General features: G+C 38.5%; 16 protein-coding genes. 7 read left to right on the plus strand and 9 right to left on the minus strand.

The window, feature by feature from the left end:
- Positions 1 to 274: 274 nt before the first annotated feature.
- Positions 275 to 484 carry a hypothetical protein gene (locus tag CFPU101_RS05145; protein WP_206814257.1) on the minus strand — a complete coding sequence of 70 codons (210 nt, stop codon included), beginning with the start codon at positions 482 to 484 and terminating at the stop codon, positions 275 to 277.
- A gap of 468 nt (positions 485 to 952) precedes the next feature.
- Positions 953 to 1,819, minus strand: coding sequence for a fatty acid desaturase (locus CFPU101_RS05150; protein WP_206814258.1), 867 nt, complete (start codon positions 1,817 to 1,819; stop codon positions 953 to 955).
- A gap of 205 nt (positions 1,820 to 2,024) precedes the next feature.
- Here CFPU101_RS05150 and CFPU101_RS05155 point away from each other — a divergent pair, with 205 nt between their 5' ends.
- Positions 2,025 to 3,233 (plus strand): TetR/AcrR family transcriptional regulator, encoded by a 1,209-nt coding sequence (locus CFPU101_RS05155; RefSeq protein ID WP_206814259.1) that lies wholly within the window; start codon positions 2,025 to 2,027, stop codon positions 3,231 to 3,233.
- Between the two features lie 10 nt (positions 3,234 to 3,243).
- On the opposite strand, the gene CFPU101_RS05160 is transcribed toward CFPU101_RS05155, so the two are convergent.
- The gene (locus CFPU101_RS05160) at positions 3,244 to 4,272 is read right to left on the minus strand and encodes a D-alanine--D-alanine ligase (protein ID WP_206814260.1); all 1,029 of its coding nucleotides are present in this window, start codon (positions 4,270 to 4,272) and stop codon (positions 3,244 to 3,246) included.
- A 546-nt stretch (positions 4,273 to 4,818) separates the two neighbouring features.
- Here CFPU101_RS05160 and CFPU101_RS05165 point away from each other — a divergent pair.
- Together CFPU101_RS05165 and CFPU101_RS05170 are read left to right on the plus strand one after the other, a co-directional pair.
- The gene (locus CFPU101_RS05165; RefSeq protein ID WP_206814261.1) at positions 4,819 to 5,613 is read left to right on the plus strand and encodes a phytanoyl-CoA dioxygenase family protein; all 795 of its coding nucleotides are present in this window, start codon (positions 4,819 to 4,821) and stop codon (positions 5,611 to 5,613) included.
- Between the two features lie 11 nt (positions 5,614 to 5,624).
- Positions 5,625 to 6,887 carry a glycosyltransferase family 4 protein gene (locus tag CFPU101_RS05170; protein ID WP_242577779.1) on the plus strand — a complete coding sequence of 421 codons (1,263 nt, stop codon included), beginning with the start codon at positions 5,625 to 5,627 and terminating at the stop codon, positions 6,885 to 6,887.
- Here CFPU101_RS05170 and CFPU101_RS05175 read toward each other — a convergent pair.
- The 5 genes from CFPU101_RS05175 to CFPU101_RS05195 form a co-directional block, all read right to left on the minus strand.
- The gene (locus CFPU101_RS05175) at positions 6,878 to 8,236 is read right to left on the minus strand and encodes an MATE family efflux transporter (protein ID WP_206814262.1); all 1,359 of its coding nucleotides are present in this window, start codon (positions 8,234 to 8,236) and stop codon (positions 6,878 to 6,880) included. The two genes, CFPU101_RS05170 and CFPU101_RS05175, sit on opposite strands and share 10 nt — an antisense overlap.
- Positions 8,237 to 8,336: 100 nt before the next feature.
- Positions 8,337 to 9,620 carry an ATP-grasp domain-containing protein gene (locus tag CFPU101_RS05180; RefSeq protein ID WP_242577792.1) on the minus strand — a complete coding sequence of 428 codons (1,284 nt, stop codon included), beginning with the start codon at positions 9,618 to 9,620 and terminating at the stop codon, positions 8,337 to 8,339.
- A gap of 121 nt (positions 9,621 to 9,741) precedes the next feature.
- Positions 9,742 to 10,539, minus strand: coding sequence for an O-methyltransferase (locus CFPU101_RS05185; RefSeq protein WP_206814264.1), 798 nt, complete (start codon positions 10,537 to 10,539; stop codon positions 9,742 to 9,744).
- Entirely contained in the window at positions 10,539 to 11,777 is a 1,239-nt protein-coding gene (locus tag CFPU101_RS05190) for a sedoheptulose 7-phosphate cyclase (protein ID WP_206814265.1), read from the minus strand. Before CFPU101_RS05190 ends, CFPU101_RS05185 begins: the two co-directional genes overlap by 1 nt.
- A 141-nt stretch (positions 11,778 to 11,918) precedes the next feature.
- Positions 11,919 to 13,463 (minus strand): NAD(P)/FAD-dependent oxidoreductase, encoded by a 1,545-nt coding sequence (locus tag CFPU101_RS05195; RefSeq protein WP_206814266.1) that lies wholly within the window; start codon positions 13,461 to 13,463, stop codon positions 11,919 to 11,921.
- 153 nt (positions 13,464 to 13,616) lie between these two features.
- Between CFPU101_RS05195 and CFPU101_RS05200 the strand changes: the two genes are divergently transcribed.
- The 4 genes from CFPU101_RS05200 to CFPU101_RS05215 all read left to right on the plus strand — a co-directional run bounded on the left by CFPU101_RS05200 (position 13,617) and on the right by CFPU101_RS05215 (position 16,405).
- The gene (locus tag CFPU101_RS05200) at positions 13,617 to 14,249 is read left to right on the plus strand and encodes a hypothetical protein (protein WP_206814267.1); all 633 of its coding nucleotides are present in this window, start codon (positions 13,617 to 13,619) and stop codon (positions 14,247 to 14,249) included.
- A 72-nt stretch (positions 14,250 to 14,321) separates the two neighbouring features.
- Positions 14,322 to 14,771 carry a nucleoside-diphosphate kinase gene (gene ndk, locus CFPU101_RS05205; RefSeq protein WP_206814268.1) on the plus strand — a complete coding sequence of 150 codons (450 nt, stop codon included), beginning with the start codon at positions 14,322 to 14,324 and terminating at the stop codon, positions 14,769 to 14,771.
- A 314-nt stretch (positions 14,772 to 15,085) separates the two neighbouring features.
- Positions 15,086 to 15,835: a hypothetical protein gene (locus CFPU101_RS05210; RefSeq protein ID WP_206814269.1), complete on the plus strand. Its 750-nt coding sequence runs from the start codon at positions 15,086 to 15,088 to the stop codon at positions 15,833 to 15,835.
- Positions 15,836 to 15,847: 12 nt separating this feature from the next.
- Entirely contained in the window at positions 15,848 to 16,405 is a 558-nt protein-coding gene (locus CFPU101_RS05215; RefSeq protein ID WP_206814270.1) for a hypothetical protein, read from the plus strand.
- A 43-nt stretch (positions 16,406 to 16,448) separates the two neighbouring features.
- On the opposite strand, the gene CFPU101_RS05220 is transcribed toward CFPU101_RS05215, so the two are convergent.
- Complete coding sequence (locus tag CFPU101_RS05220) at positions 16,449 to 17,216, minus strand: peptidase (protein WP_206814271.1); 768 nt, start codon at positions 17,214 to 17,216, stop codon at positions 16,449 to 16,451.
- Positions 17,217 to 17,218: the final 2 nt, after the last annotated feature.

Here is a 17,218-nt window from a genome sequence, read left to right on the forward strand (position 1 = left end):
TGAATAGTTGTTAATTTTTAGTGACACATTAGCATTCTACGTGTCTCTTGTTAATCTATCTAACTAGAGATTTATTAAGATTGCCAGTCAATGAGTTTTCGATTTGATTGTTAAAGTCAGTTTTAACCGACTCACCCTATGATTTTTAGTCCATGAAAACAAACTATTTGGACTACTTACTATATAACTTCATTTTACGGTGTCTTAAAAAACTAGAATCACTGGATTAATTTATTAAGTTTCTAGACTGGACAATCATCATTAAAATAGCATTTCATAATTTTTCTAAATCAACAAGTGCATTAGATTGGAATCGAACGATTCGGGATGCGGTAAATCGATAAGATGCCCCTGTAAATACCAATAAAGTTATGTTTTTTAGTCCAGGCTCAAGAATATCTCTAACAGTACAGACTTGCATTTTAGTATTGAAATAAGCAAAAATGCGATCGCCGACTCGAATATCTACCGCTTGAATTTTCATATTAATTGAATACCGCTTAAAAAGTTAGTCATCAAACCTAGATAAACTTCAAGATGAAATTCTTAAAAGTCCATAGGATTTATCCAGAAAATTCAACTACTGTCAAAAATTTCAGTTGCTTTAACTTTAACACACAATAAGTATTATTACAACAAAATTAACTGAAGATAAAAGCTTTTGATATTAGCTACTTTAGTTATTCTGTGTTAAGGTTAGATTTTAAAGAGAGTAAATAACTTATATTCTTCTAAAAAATTAAATGGTTTAGATTTTAGCCTAATCAACGGCTAACAACTCAATCTGCTTATATTTAAAGAGAAACTTATTATGACTAAAGACAACAAAGGTAACCGAGAAGCTAAAAAGCCAAAAAAACTAACTGATGAAACAAAAAAGCCAAAAAAAGATGATAAAAGATATGACAGTCAATCATGATTTTCTTCATCTTTTTGTGCAGATCTGACCGATTTAGTTGAGTCGATTCTTAGCTAGGTTTTCTTCGCTAATAAGTACAACTTTTTTGGCTAAACCTAAACTTTGTAGAAGTTGAATTGTCCACCAAGTCATGTCAATTTCCCACCATTGTAACCCCGCTTTAGCAGCGTTGGGGAAAGCATGGTGATTGTTATGCCAGCCTTCTCCGTAGGTAAGAAGGGCAGCCCACCAAAGGTTACGGGAGTTGTCCTGCGAGTCGAAAGTGCGGTAACCTCTGACATGACTCGCTGAGTTAATTAACCAAGTGCTGTGCCAAATCAAAACTGTTCTAACAAACACACCATAAATTACAAACGACCAACCACCGAATAAGTAGAGCAATAACCCTAAAGGAATTTGCAGTAGCAAGAAATTGCGGTTTAACCAGCGATAATAAGCATCTCGTGCCAAGTCGGGAGCGTATTTTTTATAAGTTTCGTAATCGAAATAACCTCCTCGTGGATAAATCAGCCAGAGGAAATGACTCCACCAAAAGCCTCGTTTTGCAGAATAAGGATCTTTGTCAAAATCTTCAGTATACGCATGGTGCAATCGATGCCCTCCAACCCAAAAGATCGGGCCACCCTGCAAAGCTAATGTACCGATGCTCACTAAAATGTATTCTAGCCATTTAGGAACTTGGAAACTGCGGTGGCTCAGTAAACGGTGATAGGCTAAACAGATGCCAATACTACCGAAAAGCCAATGAAGAAATAATGTGATCCCAAGTGCAGACCACGAAAAAAACCAAGGTGCTAACAAAGCGAATGCGTGAATCGTGCCGAAAAATATCACACTGATCCAGCTAATCGGCAGCGATCGTTCTTCCTCTAGGGAAGTTTCAAAAGAATTAGAATTCATTAATATCCTTAATGTTGACAGGTTAGATCTCAACCAGTTGCTTAGTAAACTAACTGGTTGGCTCAACTTTATGTAATCTGGCTAAAACCTGCGATTGCCAATAAAGACAGCTACAATAGAAGGAGAGAATGCAAGTAACACTTACATCTTTTTTAATTATAATCATCATTTCTTTGTTTTGCAAGTACCACTTGCATTATTGTTCATGGTCTCCTCGCAAAATTCAACTAGAGCGCGTTTAATTGATGCGGCTCTTAAGTTATTCGCTACTCAAGGTGTTACTGCAACGACTACTAAACAGATCGCAGAATTAGCCCAAGTTAATGAAGTGACCCTTTTCCGTCATTTTGGTAGTAAGCATGGATTACTCTTAGCCGTTATCGAAGAATCAGAGATACTCACTCATCTAAGCCAAACGTTTTTAGAACAGTCTGCACCTCTAGTAGTCCTTGAGCAAGCGATCAAAAGTTATTCGACTTCCTTCTTACTCGCTTTAGAGCAATTTCCAGAGGTGGTACGTTCCCTAGTAGGAGAAGCAGGACAATATCCCGTCGAAAACCGAAAAGCACTCGGTAAGGAATTAAGCGAAGCGAATCGCTATGTAGCTAAATCGTTAGAAACAGCGATCGCTAATAGCTCAAAACATTCCTATCTGAGTCCAGAAAAATTAGCCAGTTTACTGAATGCCATGTTGTTAGGCTATGCTGCTATTGAATTAACAACAGAGCATCACGAACTTTGGCAGAATCGGGAGGATTTCTTAGAAACTTTAGTGATTTTATTCTTGTCTGGAACAGTAGCAGCACAGTCAGTCGAATTAGTTCCAGAAAAAGCGGCTGATTTACCTGCTCCTTTAGTACATTTACTTCTGCAACAGGCCAAAAAACAAGGTTCACAAGAATACGCTCTCATGTATGTCCTGTTTGGTTCTGGATTAACACCCGCAGAAATAAGTACCTTAGAACGATCGCACTATATCAATCATTCTAACGGTCAGTTCTTGCGGCTCACCCAAGGATCAGTACGAGAAGTTCCCCTGAATCAATGGATTTTAGGTAAGCGTTACGGTTCCTATACACGCAATCCTTTGACACGATGGCTGAAAAGCCGTAAGGACAGTCACTCAGCTTTATTGATCAGTCCCACTGGCGAACCTCTTTCAGAAACTCTGATCAGGCAACAATGGCAAGAAATTATAAATGCTTTACCTCCTCCTCAAAAATCCCCCACTATCGAGCAGGCACAAGTAACCTGGTGTGTTGAGATGCTAACTAGAGGACTATCTGTAACAGAATTGCATCTTCTGACAGGTTTGAATGTCTCAGTACTACAGTCCTACGCTCTTCGGGCCGAAAAACTAGCCACTTTAGAAAAAGCCATCCGTTACGATCGTGTATTGCCAGATTCAACTTAGTTGTAGTTGTTCAAACTGAGACTAATGTTTCATCAATCATTATCCCTAACAATTCATTAAGAGGTATTTCCGAAGCTTTTGCCATCGTAGAAATAACACTCTTGGATGCAAAAGAACAATACAACCCTGCTTCGATAAACCAAGGTTGTCCATATGGATCAATACGGAAATCAAAAAGACTATAATGACGACAGCCTAAAGCTTGATGACATTTTTTAGCTATTTCTTGAACTCGTTCGGTTGCAGGATCGCTCTTATCTACAATCCAAGATTTCTTATTATCTTTAGCCGCAAAACTTAATTCACCTTCGTCCGTAGCTTTGAGTTTATCAGCATAGGTGCGAATGGGGTTTTTATCGGGAATGACTAAATATTCCTCAAGGGGTAAACCGACTAATTTACCATCTTTAACAATAACACCGCCTCTGACTTCTCGACCGAGTTCGATAAACTCTTCTACAATGACCTCATTTGAATGTTCAAAGGCTTTTTTTAGAGCAGCATCATAGTCAGCACTATTGGTAACTAAAGTAACCCCTAAAGAATTGGCAGAAGACTCAGGTTTAACGACAACTGGAGGCTCAATAGTCGGAATATCACCTTTACGAAGTAATTCACTATGAGGAACCTTAACACCTGCTGCACTAACGATTGCTTTTGCTCTGGCTTTATGGAGTGCGATCGCCATCACATCTGGAGTATTACCGATATAAGGAATGCCAAGTAGGTCGAACAGTGCGCGGTAATAAGTCATTCCCGCAGTACAAAACATTTGTGGCAACACTAGATCAATATTTTTTGAAGTGATGAACTGTATCGCATCACAGAGGGACATCGGTTTAGCTGTATTGATATCTTCTTTATTAAGGGATGAAGGAAAACGCCACAGACCATCGGGTGTGATATATGCAATATAGAAATCATAACGCGATCGATCTGCCGTTGTGATTAGACAGTCTTGAGCGTAGAGACGTGATAGATCGCAGTAAAATTTATTTTGTGCAGACCCAACAACATGAAGGATACGAAGCACTGACATATATAAATCTCCTTAACTCAAATAATTAACTTTACTGTCATCTATCAAATTTGTTAGAAGTAGTTAGATTTTTACTAAAAATTACTATTTAGTAAGCCAAGTTTCTATCACTATATCATCTATCAAAAATTGATAAATAGCAAATAATTTTGTGATTTTTTTGTTAACTCAACTCATAAAATTATGTTTTATAAAATAAAAAACACAACTGTCCTAAGTCAGATATTTTAAATTATTCTTTAGTTAGATGCCAAATCAAACATAAACAAATAAGCTCGACTTAGTAAGCCAAGTTTCTATCACTATATCATCTATCAAAAATTGATAAATAGCAAATAATTTTGTGATTTTTTTGTTAACTCAACTCATAAAATTATGTTTTGTAAAATAAAAAACACAACTGTCCTAAGTCAGATATTTTAAATTATTCTTTAGTTAGATGCCAAATCAAACATAAACAAATAAGCTCGACAAAGAGACATTTTGTAACATCGTCACTTCATTAACTCAAAGCATCAATAAAGTTTAAAAAGGATCAAACATAGAATGTTGATAGTAAATAGCAGCCAAATTAGCCGCCAAGAAATTGAAAACTTTAAGCGAGACGGTGTGATCTGCCTTAAAAATGTTGTTGATCATCTTTGTGTAGAACGGATGCGAACAGCCGTTGATCGCAATTTATTAAATAGCAATGGAGTTCGAGGAAGAAAACTAAAAACAGGTGATGTTGTTCATGATTATGGACTTTGGCTCAAAGATGATGATTTCCGTGATTTAGTGTTTAAATCTCCTCTAGCGAGGGTTGCTGCTCAAATTATGGAATCAGAAAAAATAAACTTTTTATGTGACGGTTTTTTTGTGAAAAAAGCAAAAGCCGATAGTTATGTGGGATGGCACAATGATCTACCTTATTGGCCTGTTAAGGGATGGAAATGTTGTAAAATTTGGCTGGCCTTAGATCCAGTCAATAAAGAAAATGGACGATTAGAATATATTAAAGGCTCTCATTTATGGAATAAAGATTTACGAGAAAACTCTAATGTTTCTTGGTTTTCTGAGCCAGACTCATCTGAAATTTTATTTTGGGATATGGAGCCTGGTGATGTTTTAGTTCATCATTTCCAGACGATACATCATTCAATCGGTAATACAACTTCTATGTCAAGACGTGCCATTGTAACGAATTGGACTGGTGATGATGTTGTTTATGATTCTCGCCCGCAAACATGGCCGTTTCAACCAATTGAAGAAATTGGAATACCAGAATTTAAGTCAATAAAAACGCTTCAATCTGGTGAACCAATTGATTGTGAAATATTTCCTAAAATTGACCTATATTAATTAAATCAATAATGATTAAACCATTAATTGTTAGTAGCTATGATCCGATCGGTGGGGCGGGTGCTTCTCGTTCAGCTTATCGACTCCATCAAGGCTTTCTTAAGTTAGGAATTGATTCTAGAATGCTCATTCAAGATAAACGGATGGATGATCCGACTTTAGTGAGCGCACCGAATCAATTTGCTCAAAAAATCTGGAAAGCGCGTCGAGACTTGGATGCTTTACCTCTAAGAATTTATCAAAATAGACAAAAGGGTGCGGTACTTTTTCCGATTCAGTGGCTTCCAGACATCATTAACCCGCAAATTAATAAACTTGCTCCAGATGTTGTTAATTTACGCTGGATCTGTGATGGTTTTCTACCCATCGAAGCATTAACGAAAATTAAAAAACCGATCGTTTGGACATTTGCCGATTTATGGGCGTTTACGGGCGGTTGTTGCTATTCTCAAGGATGTGATGGCTATACAAGATCTTGTGGCAAGTGTCCGATCCTAAAAAGCGATCGCAGTTGGGATTTATCTCGCTTAACTTGGCAGCGCAAAGCTAGAGCATGGAATGATCTAAAGTTTACTATTGTTACTCCGAGTCATTGGCTGGCTGAATGTGCTAGATCGAGTTCACTATTTTGGAATAAAGATATTAGAGTCATTCATCATGGTTTAGATATTGAGCTTTATCATCCAACTGAGCAAAAAAACGCAAGAAATATACTAAACTTGCCACAAGATAAGCATTTAGTTCTATTTGGGGCAATTAACGCGATTAATAACCATCGAAAAGGATTTTCTCTCTTACAAGATGCGTTGCAAAAACTGAGTCATTCAGAATGGAAAAATAAAATTAATCTAATTGTTTTTGGGGCATCTCAACCCGAAAAACCAATAGAATTAGGTTTCCCAATTCATTATTTAGGTAAAATCGATGATGAACGTAAACTAGCTCTACTTTATTCATCGGCTGATGTAATGATTGTGCCATCGACTGAAGAAGTTTTTGGACAAACTGCATCTGAATCTTTAGCCTGTGGTACGCCTGTAGTTTGTTTTGATACAACGGGTTTAAAGGATCTAGTTGATCATCAACAGAATGGATACCGTGCAGAGTGTTTGAGTAGTGAAGATTTAGCGAATGGTATTGCTTGGGTGATCGAGAACCCAGAACGCTATCAGAAACTGAGTCTACAAGCACGTGAAAAAGCCGAACGCGAATTTAATTTATTAATACAAGCAGGTCGTTATTTATCTTTGTTTGAAGAATTGCTTCACTCTTGAGTGAGATGATTAAATCGCCAGATAAAGAGAACGGCAACGACGACAGTAGCGACTAATTGCCCAATCCACAAACCTACACCGCCTAAGTTTAAACCAAAACCCAGTCCATAACCCACCGATAGACCAATACCCCAATAGCCTAGTATATTCAGTAACATGGGAATTTGTGTATCTTGTAGTCCTTGTAATGCGCCATAGACTGCTTTTTGGAATCCATCTAGAACTTGAGCGATCGCAGCAATCAGCACCAGTGGTAAGGCAATAGCAACGATACCTGCATTGTCTGGATTCTGCACATCTAAATAAATCCCGATAATCTGCTTGGGGAATAGTAAAAAGGCGATCGATATACCAAGGGTAAAAAGTGTACTGATACTCATACTAACCCAAGCGGCTTGTTTAATTCTAGTGCGATCATTTCGTCCTAACCAGATACCAACACGCACCGTAGTCGCGTAAGAAATTCCTAACGGCACCATAAACACTACAATAATGGTCTGCAACACAAGTTGATGAGCCGCTAAAACCTCAGTTCCTAATGTTCCCATCCAAAACATGATCACCATGAAAAAACCCGTTTCTAAACCCGTAAATATTCCAATGGGTACACCAACCCAGACTAATTCCCAGAGAATTTGAGTTTTAACTTGGTGAAGTCGTTGGAAAATACGATAGTTTCTCAGGTTATGATTGATTAAGACATATAATGCTAAGGCGATAAACATTCCCCAGAGAGCCGATACACTTGCTATTGCTAATCCAGCTAATCCCAATTGCGGAAAGCCAAATTTACCAAACCCCAAGATATAATTTCCAATAATATTAAAAACCGTTCCTGTTACCACAATCATCATGATGGGACGCGCTTGAGAGAGAGCCGAAACAGTGGCACGCAGCGCAGCAAATCCTATAGCTGGTAATAAGCCCCACCGCATAATATTTAGATAGGTATTGACATATTGTAGGGTTATCTTAGACTGTCCAGTGTGGTTGAGCCAAATATCAAGATGTCCCGTAATAATAATAAGTGGTAGTGAAACTAATAATGTTAGCCAAATTCCCTGACGAGCAATTTGTTCAATTCGATTTTTTTGACCAGAACCAAAAGCTTCGGCAATTAGTGGACTCACACCCATGACAATGCCACTCGCAGTCGTGATAATTGAGAGGAAGATCATTGATGCTAGTCCACCTGCACCTAGGACATCGGCTCCCATGCGACCCATCATTACTGTATCAGCAAAACCGATCGCTGATTGAGCGACTTGTGCGCTCACTAGAGGAATGGCAAGTTTTAAAAATTCGCGGATTTCAGATTGGAGGTTAGATCGCAGTGAGGTAGAGGTCATGATTGTTTTTTTTCCGCGAGGAGTAGCTTTAATCGGGGATGAAAAAGAAAATTAGACTTATTATTCCTCGTCAAAGCATTGCATCTCAACTCTAGCTTGTCTAATCTCCCCCCATCTGAACTAACTTACCAATATTAAAATCGATCCGAATCCAATCTTTCCCCTGTCGTAAATTACCTAGCAACAGTAAGGGAATTTGCCACCCATGAACCATTAGAAAAGGTAGTGGATCATTCCAACTAAAAATAGCATCCTTACCTCCGAACAGAATACCAAGACGATAGGCAACCTCTTTAGGTGAACTTAAATGCGTTACCAGTCGCCAAAGTTCATGATATGTCCAATAGGTAGGATGAGCCGAGGACAACGGTTGTAGGGGTTCTGAGAAAGGTTCTGGATCGAGGTATGCTTTGGCTAAGTCGGGATGATTGTAGAATAGAGTGATCGCAGAGTGGGTACGGGGGTTACACTCGATCGCATATACTTCACCTGTTGGGGTACGGATGAAATCAAATGACATTTGTCCCGTTAGTTTCATTCCCTGTACAAACTGAGTTACCCATTGCTTGATCTCTGGTATATCTACAGCCTCGTAATTAACCTGAAAAGCTGAAGATTCACAGCAGCAATAGACCCGTAATTCACCATTCTTTACTGTACTATGAACACAGTACTCTTGACCTGTGATAAACTCCTGCATCACCCAAGGTTTGGTTTCTGAAATGGGTAGGGAATTGACAAACATTTCAGTATCTTGACGGGTTGCACAGGGTAGCTTAGTCAGGTTCAAACGATTAACTGAATCATAGGGAATGCTTTTAATAATATAAGGATGAATTTCTTTTGAGAAATCAAAATCGAGAACTTGTTGAGGATGAGTGATTTTAAAGGATTTGGGAACGGATAAACCTAAGTCTGTTGCTGCTTGAGCAAACTGATATTTATCATCTAGTTGTTGTACCGTTTTGGCATCCTCATGGAAAACCTCACACTGTTGAGCCAAAAATTCTTTAGCCAGAGCATCATAATAACTGGCTACAGGGCTACAAACTGGTACATATAGATCGATTTGTTCTTTTTGAGCAATATCGAGTAACCCTTGTAGATAGCCTTGGGTATCTTGCTTGGGGTCGGGTATAGTATAAAAGCGATCAACTGCCCATGAGTAGCGATGACCGACTAGCCAATACTTATGGGTTTCGACTAATACGACTCGATGCCCTGCCATATAAAACGATCGCGCTAACTGTAAGGCTTTCGTCATCTTTCCCCCACTAACCATTACAGTTTTAGGGTTAGATGCTATGACTCTTGGTCGAAATAGCCAACTAATCAGACTCCAAACTAAAGCCGCTAAAGTTAGTGCTAAATTGAATGGCAGCATCAATAATAACAATAACAGTGTCCCTAACGTTTTTAGTGATGACCCTTGGATCGAGCGCAACCATCCGAATTTTGGTGAGATAGAATCAGCCGATGAATTAAAAAGATTATCCATATTGACCTCAGACTCGTCTAATGATCGTTAAGCCATCGCGCAAGGGTAATAATACCTGTTCAACGCGGGGATCATCGGCGACGTGACGATTGAACTGTGCGATCGCTACACCATTAGGAGATTGTTTTTGACTTAGATAAGGTTCGCCTTGCAACAAGGTATTATCAACACAGATAATTCCCTGTGGTGCTAATAAATTCGCCTCTAACAGAAAGTTGAAGTAATCAATATAACTCCCTTTATCTGCATCGATGAACACCAAATCAAAGGACTCGCCATTATCAGATAATTGTCGCATTGTCAAGAGGGCTGGTGCTACTTTAACCTTGATTTTGTGACCATGAGGTGAATTGTCAAAACAGTGTTGAGCGAATTGAGCCACATAGGGATCGACTTCACAGGCTACTACTTGTCCATGCTCAGGTAATGCTTCTGCCATTGCTAACGCGGAATATCCAGTAAACATACCGATTTCTAAAATTCGGGTCGCCTGGGTCATCTTTACGAACATTTTTAGTGTTTGCCCTTCCACGTGTCCTGAGAGCATTTCCTGTTCTAGAGGAACTTCTGTAACCTGTTGTTGCCAGTTTTGGCTCCATTCTTCTTGCTGAGTTTTAGCACTAAGTAAGCGTAGTGGCTCCGAGTCGGGTGTCGTACAGTCTTCTAGATAGGGATCGAGTCCTGATGCAAGTTGATAGGCATACCATATCTCATCTTTTAAAACTGTATCCGTTGTATCAATTTTTTGAACAATCGACTCTAAGGTTTTTGCTAAAATCCCTAATGGTGTAACTGGACGAGGCATCAATATGTCTCCATCAAATTAGCGGATGGTTCTTTGATACTGATGTACATTTCTTCCCCATCGCCTTGACGTGGGTAATTCTGACAAATTGCCCTATGCAAGAGTAAAGAATTATCTAACTCTTCACGGGTGAGGTCATTCATGAAGATACAGGTACCGATGGGTTTTGGTGCAGCAGCGCGGAGTAAACCATCACGAGTACGGGTGATCGATTGGGTGGCTTTCCAGAGTAGTTCGCTGGTGAGATATTCGCTATCGAGTGCTAGACCAATACGACTCATGACCCCTAAAATACGATCGCGTTCTTCAACAGTAATATAACCCCGTTGTTGAGCAATAGTTGCGGAGATGGCCATATCAATATTGACCGCATGACCATGATACATAGGAATTTGAGGCGTAAGTTCTAGCGTTGGACTCCAAGTATGACCATAGGCGATCACTCGATCCAAGTCAAGTTCATGTAGGTTGGGTACTTCTAGTTCCAACATCGTCTTAATTGCATCGTAGGTGACCTGATGACCAATTTCTCGGAGTTCTGGAGTACCGTTCAGATAGCCGAAATGGGTATTTAGTAACTTTTCGCCGTACTTCTCTAGTGCTTGAAAAATTTCTGAATTAGAAACAACCGCAATTTTGATCAGTTCTGCCATACCATTGCGAATTTGAGCAATAGGTAGTGTTCGCAAAAACGAAAAATCTAAAATAACTTTTTGTGAAGCGTGATATGCTCCTAAACGGTTTTTTAGCTTACCATGATTAACTGCAACTTTGATCGCGACACTTGCATCGATCATTCCGATCAAAGTTGTGGGAATACGAATGTAGTTTGTTGCACGACGGTAAGTTGAACAAGCAAAACCAGCAACATCAGTAATTAAACCACCACCAACGACGAGTACAGGTTCTTTCCGTAGTAAACCAAAATCCGCAAATTGGTCAACGATCAATTCAAGAGTATCTAGAGTTTTATCTGTCTCTCTAATGGTAATTGGAAAAGCCGTTAATTCAATCTCATGGTAATCAAAATAATCTTGCATCTGTTCGCCATAGAGATTGTATACTGCTTGATCCACAATCATCAAACAGCGTCCTAATTTGCGATAGCTATCTGCGATCTCAGTATTCTCTTTTTTAAAAGCTCCATCTACATAGAGCAAGCTAAATTCGATTTTTTCGTAGCCTTCGACATGAAAAGCATTATCTGTTGCCGTAAAACTCGACTGAATGACACCCATAGTCTTTTTTAGTTCAATTATCGCTTCATATCTTAATTCACCTCTACTATTGGCTTTCCTCTGTCAAGAGATAGACATTGATACATTTGTCGTATATTTCTCAATAATCCGAAAAATTGTTCATTAAGGAGTGAAGTTTTTTTAGATCAAGATATCTTTTAACATCTCCAAATGCTTCGATACCGATGTGAGTGTATTTGCAGTAATCATGCCACTTGCGGCAACAGCAGGTAAACCAATTCCAGGGAATGTCGAATCACCACAACACCATAAACCTGAAATAGGAGTCTTTGAATCAGGGAAAAAGCTTTTACCTGCGGCAATTGCAGGGCCATATGAACCGCGATGACGACGTAAAAATCGTTCGTGAGTTAATGGTGTTCCGACTAAAGTTACTTGACAACGAGAACGTATATCGGGAATAACTCTTTCTAAAGCTTGCCACATTACCTCAGAGCGATTTACTTTTTGTTGTTGATATGCAATACTTTTACGATCCATTTCTTGCCAAAGTTGATAGGGTTCATTACCAGGGGTATAAACATGAATAGTATGTTTACCCTGTGGTGCCAGAGACGGATCTAAAATCGAAGGAATGGAGATTAGAATGACATTTTGTGGTGCAGTAATGCCCTTTTCCCAGTCATTGACAATAATATAATGACAAGCTAAATCTGAAGGTAAATGACTCGCATCAATTCCTAAATGAAGGTGCATAAAACTATCACACTCTGGTGTCGCTTCACGCTCTTGACGAAAACTATCTGATACTGAATTTTTGGGTAATAATTTTAGAGTATCCCATATAGACGCATTAGAAATAACCGCACGTTTAGCCTTGATGATTTCACCATTGCGTAACTTGATTCCTGTAGCGCGTCCAGATTGAATGATAATTTCTGTTACGTGTGCATTGAGGCGAACTGTTCCCCTTTTCTTTTCAATTCCTCTGACTAACGCATTGACGATCGCACTACTACCCCCTACAGGATAATCCAAAACCACCCCAGGACGGTACCAATCAGCGAACATAAAAGCCATTTCAGCCGCGCTAGTTCCATCCGCAGGTAAACCCGATAGCAAAAAACACAATAAATCTAGCCAATTACGGATAAATGGGTCGCTAATCACTTCATCACGAATTCGTCCGAAAGCACCCGTTAATTTAAACGTATTTCCTGCTTGTCGGGCAAGAGATGGCAGAAAACGCCCTGTAGTCAGAATCGCCCCTAAATCTAATCTAATTGCAGCAGGAGGAATCGCAACAGCAGCTTCAGCATAGGGTTTCATGACTTGTTGTAACTTTCGCCATTGTTTGACTGCTTCTTGTCCCCGTAGCCGTAACAAAACTTCACAAAATTGATCGGCTCCAACGGTCGTATTAAAATCGCCTTCAGGTAAACAACAACCCCAAGTATTATAGTTTACCCATTCTAAGTCTTCATCTATTGCATCGAGAACCTGTCGCAGTGGGTTAGCTGATGGACTATAGGATAAACCAGAATATAAAGATGGGCCAGAATCAAACAGAAATCCTTGATATTCAAATCCATGAGCGGCACCTCCAGCAATGCTATGACTCTCACAAACTGTCACGTCAAAGCCATAGCGGGCAAGCAACGCAGCACAACTTAATCCCCCGATGCCACTTCCAATGACAACAATATCTGTCGTTAAATCACTCATCTTTAGTCATCTTTCTCCTGTAACAAAGCTTAACATTAGCCTATGTAAATTTTGGGCGGCAAGTGGGAATACTGAGAAAAAATAACTCGCTTGATGAAAATTTTGCTATTCACTATTTTTAGTGTTTGCTATTCTTCATCATTTTATTTACTTATGAGTCGCGCCCAACTACTACAATTAGCCAAACAAGGAAACACGGAAGCCATTAGCACGCTTTTAAATCAGTGCCTTTTAGTTAGACGTGTGACTCTTGTCGAAGCTAACCTAAACGAAAACTGTTTAGAACTGAAATTAGTATCGCCCAAAGTTCCTAATCAGTACAAACTTATTCCTTTTTTGCGAGATGAAATCAGTAGTTTAGGAATAGATTTATTAACAACAGTTCAAATCCACGCCCTAACCGATATCAATAGTGCGCCTGCTTGGGAAACCTCTATTACACTCGAACAAGATTGGTCTACCTTGTCAAATCTAGCCGATGCGGTGGTTAAGGGAAAACGCTCAATTTGTGAAGAAAGCGAAGATGTAGAAAATGCGGGTACAGACGAAATTTTAGAAAATTCAGTAGAAGAAACAATCGCCAGCGAAGAGAATTCACCGATTATAGAAAATATTGAAGAACTAACAACACCGATTCAATCTCAACAAAAATCATCTCGATCGTTGCTTCCTCTTACTCTATCTTTTGTCATTGGGTTACTAACAGGTTTATCCATTGGCTACTTTTTGAGTCCCCAAAAAACCAGTATATCTGAACCAACGACTTACACGATTCCTCAACAGTGAAATTAGCAAAATAGAGACAATCTAGGTTAATCTGGGTTTTGGGAAAATTTGCCACCAAACAAGGAGACAATCGTGGAACGTACTTTTTTAATGATTAAACCCGATGGGGTGCAACGGAACTTAGTCGGTGAAGTGATTCGCCGTTTTGAAGCAAAAGGCTTTACTCTAGTAGGTCTTAAACTCATGAAAGTGTCTCGTACCCTAGCCGAGCAACATTATGATATTCATAAAGAACGACCTTTTTTTGGTAGCTTAGTTGATTTTATTACGTCGTCTCCAGTCGTAGCGATGGTGTGGGAAGGTGATGGAGTTGTCGCCTCGGCTAGAAAAATTATCGGTGCAACCAACCCGCTTACCTCCGAACCTGGTACGATTCGCGGTGATTATGGTGTTAGTATTGGTCGTAATTTAATTCATGGTTCTGATGCTACCGAAACCGCACAAAGAGAAATTAGTCTTTGGTTTACTGAAGAAGAACTGGTTAACTGGGAACCTCATTTGACACCTTGGTTATACGAGTAAATTATAGGGCTTGGCAATCAAGCCCTATATCAATTCAATGTATAAATATTTTTATTGGATCAAACCTTGTTTGTTTTGAGATCTCGGTGTACTCTGTAGAATGGGAAAACAGAAACAGAGCCAAATTAATGTATGACGTAGGTTTGATCAAATATGTTCCTATTTTGTTACCTAGGCCACAGTATTTTTGAGTAAAGATACTAGCGTAATAGAGAGAAAGGAAGCGTATTGATTGCTACAGATTGTTAAGTTAGTTTAAAAAGATACTAATAAAATCTTTCTCAAGACAGATTCTTTTTATCTAGGTACTCACTATGGCAGAGATGACAAAAGACCTCAATCTCAATCAAGTGGCTATCTTACTTAGCCGCTATCAATTCGAGATGAAAGAAAATAGCATCCCAGAATTGCTAGAGCAGTGGATACCATTATATCCGATTATATGGATTCGTCTAGCGGTAGTAGAAGCACTTTATCAAGGACGATATAAGGTTATTTCTGTTGAACAGATTTTGAATTTGTGGTTAAGACGAGGACATCCGACATTCCACTTTAACCGCGAATTTGAACGGATGATTTGTAATAATATGGTTGGTTCAATCAGCCACAACTATAGTAAGATAGCTCAACGTCGTCAAGCTCAAACGGCTTTACCTAGCTTTTATCAGATGGAACAATCTGCAAGTTTAGAAGCCGAAAATAATTCAGCAAGTAATGGTGAGGAAGCTACAGAATTATTATTAGAGACTGAAGTACAAAACGGTAATTTACCTGATGCTGAGGAAAACTTGGATTTAGAGACTGTTTTACTAGAAAATGAATCCGTTCTCCTATCCCAAACGCTGACTGAAACTCCAGTAACTCAATTAACGGATGTCAAAGAATTATTTGCTCAATTAATATCAGAAGGACATCTATCAGAAGCAACAATAGCCCCCGAAGAGCTTAAAGAAGAATCAGAACAAAAAACATTTGTAAATAATAGTATTCATGAATTTAAACCTCATGGCGATGATTCGGCTCTTTATTCCAAGCTTAAAGCAGTATTACAACAAACTCTATAAATTTGTTAACTGATGTTAGATGTTTTTTTGGGACAATATCTAACTTTAGAGAATTTTTGTACTTGTACGAAAACATATCAAAAATATTCTACTCAAATTAATCCTTATCCGAAAAATTCAGAAACTATTAAAGCTTTGCAGGAATTAAATCAATATATTATTGATCCAATTATTGATTATTTTGGCAAAGAGCAATTTAAGCTAACTTATGGTTTTTGTTCTGCTGACCTAAAAAAATTTCTCAATCAAAAAGATCCCATAACAAATATAAAAAACGGTCGTATTGATCCGAGTCGAGATCAGCATATGGCACATGAAATTAATAAAAATGATCAATATTTTTGTAAAAGACTAGGTGCTGCGTGTGACTTTTTAATTATTAATTATCCTAGTGATGAAGTGGTCAAATGGATTTTAAAACAAAAGTTACCCTTTGATTCTTTATATTTTTATAGTAAAAGCCAGCCTATCCATATTAGTTATGGCTTTCAACATAAACAAGATATTTGGACATTTACAGATACAGGCGTACCAACCAAAAAGGCGATCAAGCATTGGAACAAAAATTAAGCAACTTTAAGAAAGATCCCTGCTTTGAAACAAAACCTGATTACTAATCAATTAAAATATTTTCTTCCGTATTATCATCTTTATACTTCCATTCAATATTAGGCATAGCTTCAAATGCTTGTTGTACATATTCTTCCCAAAGTTTACGCATCTTGGCTAAATAAGGATCACCTAAACGTAATTCTAGGGTGTGACGAATGGTATAACTATCCGTTTCATACATCACTAAATTAATTGGCGGCCCTACTGAAATATTCGATTTCATCGTCGAATCAATAGAAAGTAAAGCACATTTCGCCATTGCTTCTAAAGGCGTATTATAAGTAATCGTGCGATCTAAAATCGGTTTACCGTATTTAGCTTCGCCAATTTGCATAAAAGGTGTTTCTTGTGTGGCTTTAATAAAATTACCTGGGGTATAAATAAGATAGAGTTGAGGTTCTTCTCCTTTGACCTGACCCCCCAATAAAAAATTACAATGAAAGTCTACATTGTCTTTTTCTAACCAAGTACGATCGCGCTCTTGAATTTGTCGGCTTTTACTGCCAATATAATAAGCAATATCATACAAACTAGACAAAGTGTAAAGAGTTTCACTTTCATGATTTTGGATATCACGATTAATTTGAGTAATCACCCCTTGAGTAATCGATAAATTACCCGATGTACAAATCATAATCGCACGTTCACCGGGGATCGAATATTCAAAAAGCTTTTTATAAGCAGAAATATAATCAACTCCAGCATTAGTTCGAGAGTCAGCCCCCATGACAATGCCAAAACGGTTGAGAATGCCTAAACAATACGTCATAA

Origin of the sequence: Chroococcus sp. FPU101 (assembly GCF_017312365.1) — a bacterium.
Taxonomy (GTDB): domain Bacteria; phylum Cyanobacteriota; class Cyanobacteriia; order Cyanobacteriales; family Microcystaceae; genus Chroococcus.

Coding starts and splice junctions, on each gene's coding strand:
- CFPU101_RS05145 (WP_206814257.1), bottom strand. CDS start 484: ATGAAAATTCAAGCGGTAGATATTCGAGTCGGCGATCGCATTTTTGCT.
- CFPU101_RS05150 (WP_206814258.1), bottom strand. CDS start 1,819: ATGAATTCTAATTCTTTTGAAACTTCCCTAGAGGAAGAACGATCGCTG.
- CFPU101_RS05155 (WP_206814259.1), top strand. CDS start 2,025: ATGGTCTCCTCGCAAAATTCAACTAGAGCGCGTTTAATTGATGCGGCT.
- CFPU101_RS05160 (WP_206814260.1), bottom strand. CDS start 4,272: ATGTCAGTGCTTCGTATCCTTCATGTTGTTGGGTCTGCACAAAATAAA.
- CFPU101_RS05165 (WP_206814261.1), top strand. CDS start 4,819: ATGTTGATAGTAAATAGCAGCCAAATTAGCCGCCAAGAAATTGAAAAC.
- CFPU101_RS05170 (WP_242577779.1), top strand. CDS start 5,625: ATGATTAAACCATTAATTGTTAGTAGCTATGATCCGATCGGTGGGGCG.
- CFPU101_RS05175 (WP_206814262.1), bottom strand. CDS start 8,236: ATGACCTCTACCTCACTGCGATCTAACCTCCAATCTGAAATCCGCGAA.
- CFPU101_RS05180 (WP_242577792.1), bottom strand. CDS start 9,620: ATGCTGCCATTCAATTTAGCACTAACTTTAGCGGCTTTAGTTTGGAGT.
- CFPU101_RS05185 (WP_206814264.1), bottom strand. CDS start 10,539: ATGCCTCGTCCAGTTACACCATTAGGGATTTTAGCAAAAACCTTAGAG.
- CFPU101_RS05190 (WP_206814265.1), bottom strand. CDS start 11,777: ATGGGTGTCATTCAGTCGAGTTTTACGGCAACAGATAATGCTTTTCAT.
- CFPU101_RS05195 (WP_206814266.1), bottom strand. CDS start 13,463: ATGAGTGATTTAACGACAGATATTGTTGTCATTGGAAGTGGCATCGGG.
- CFPU101_RS05200 (WP_206814267.1), top strand. CDS start 13,617: ATGAGTCGCGCCCAACTACTACAATTAGCCAAACAAGGAAACACGGAA.
- CFPU101_RS05210 (WP_206814269.1), top strand. CDS start 15,086: ATGGCAGAGATGACAAAAGACCTCAATCTCAATCAAGTGGCTATCTTA.
- CFPU101_RS05215 (WP_206814270.1), top strand. CDS start 15,848: ATGTTAGATGTTTTTTTGGGACAATATCTAACTTTAGAGAATTTTTGT.
- CFPU101_RS05220 (WP_206814271.1), bottom strand. CDS start 17,216: ATGACGTATTGTTTAGGCATTCTCAACCGTTTTGGCATTGTCATGGGG.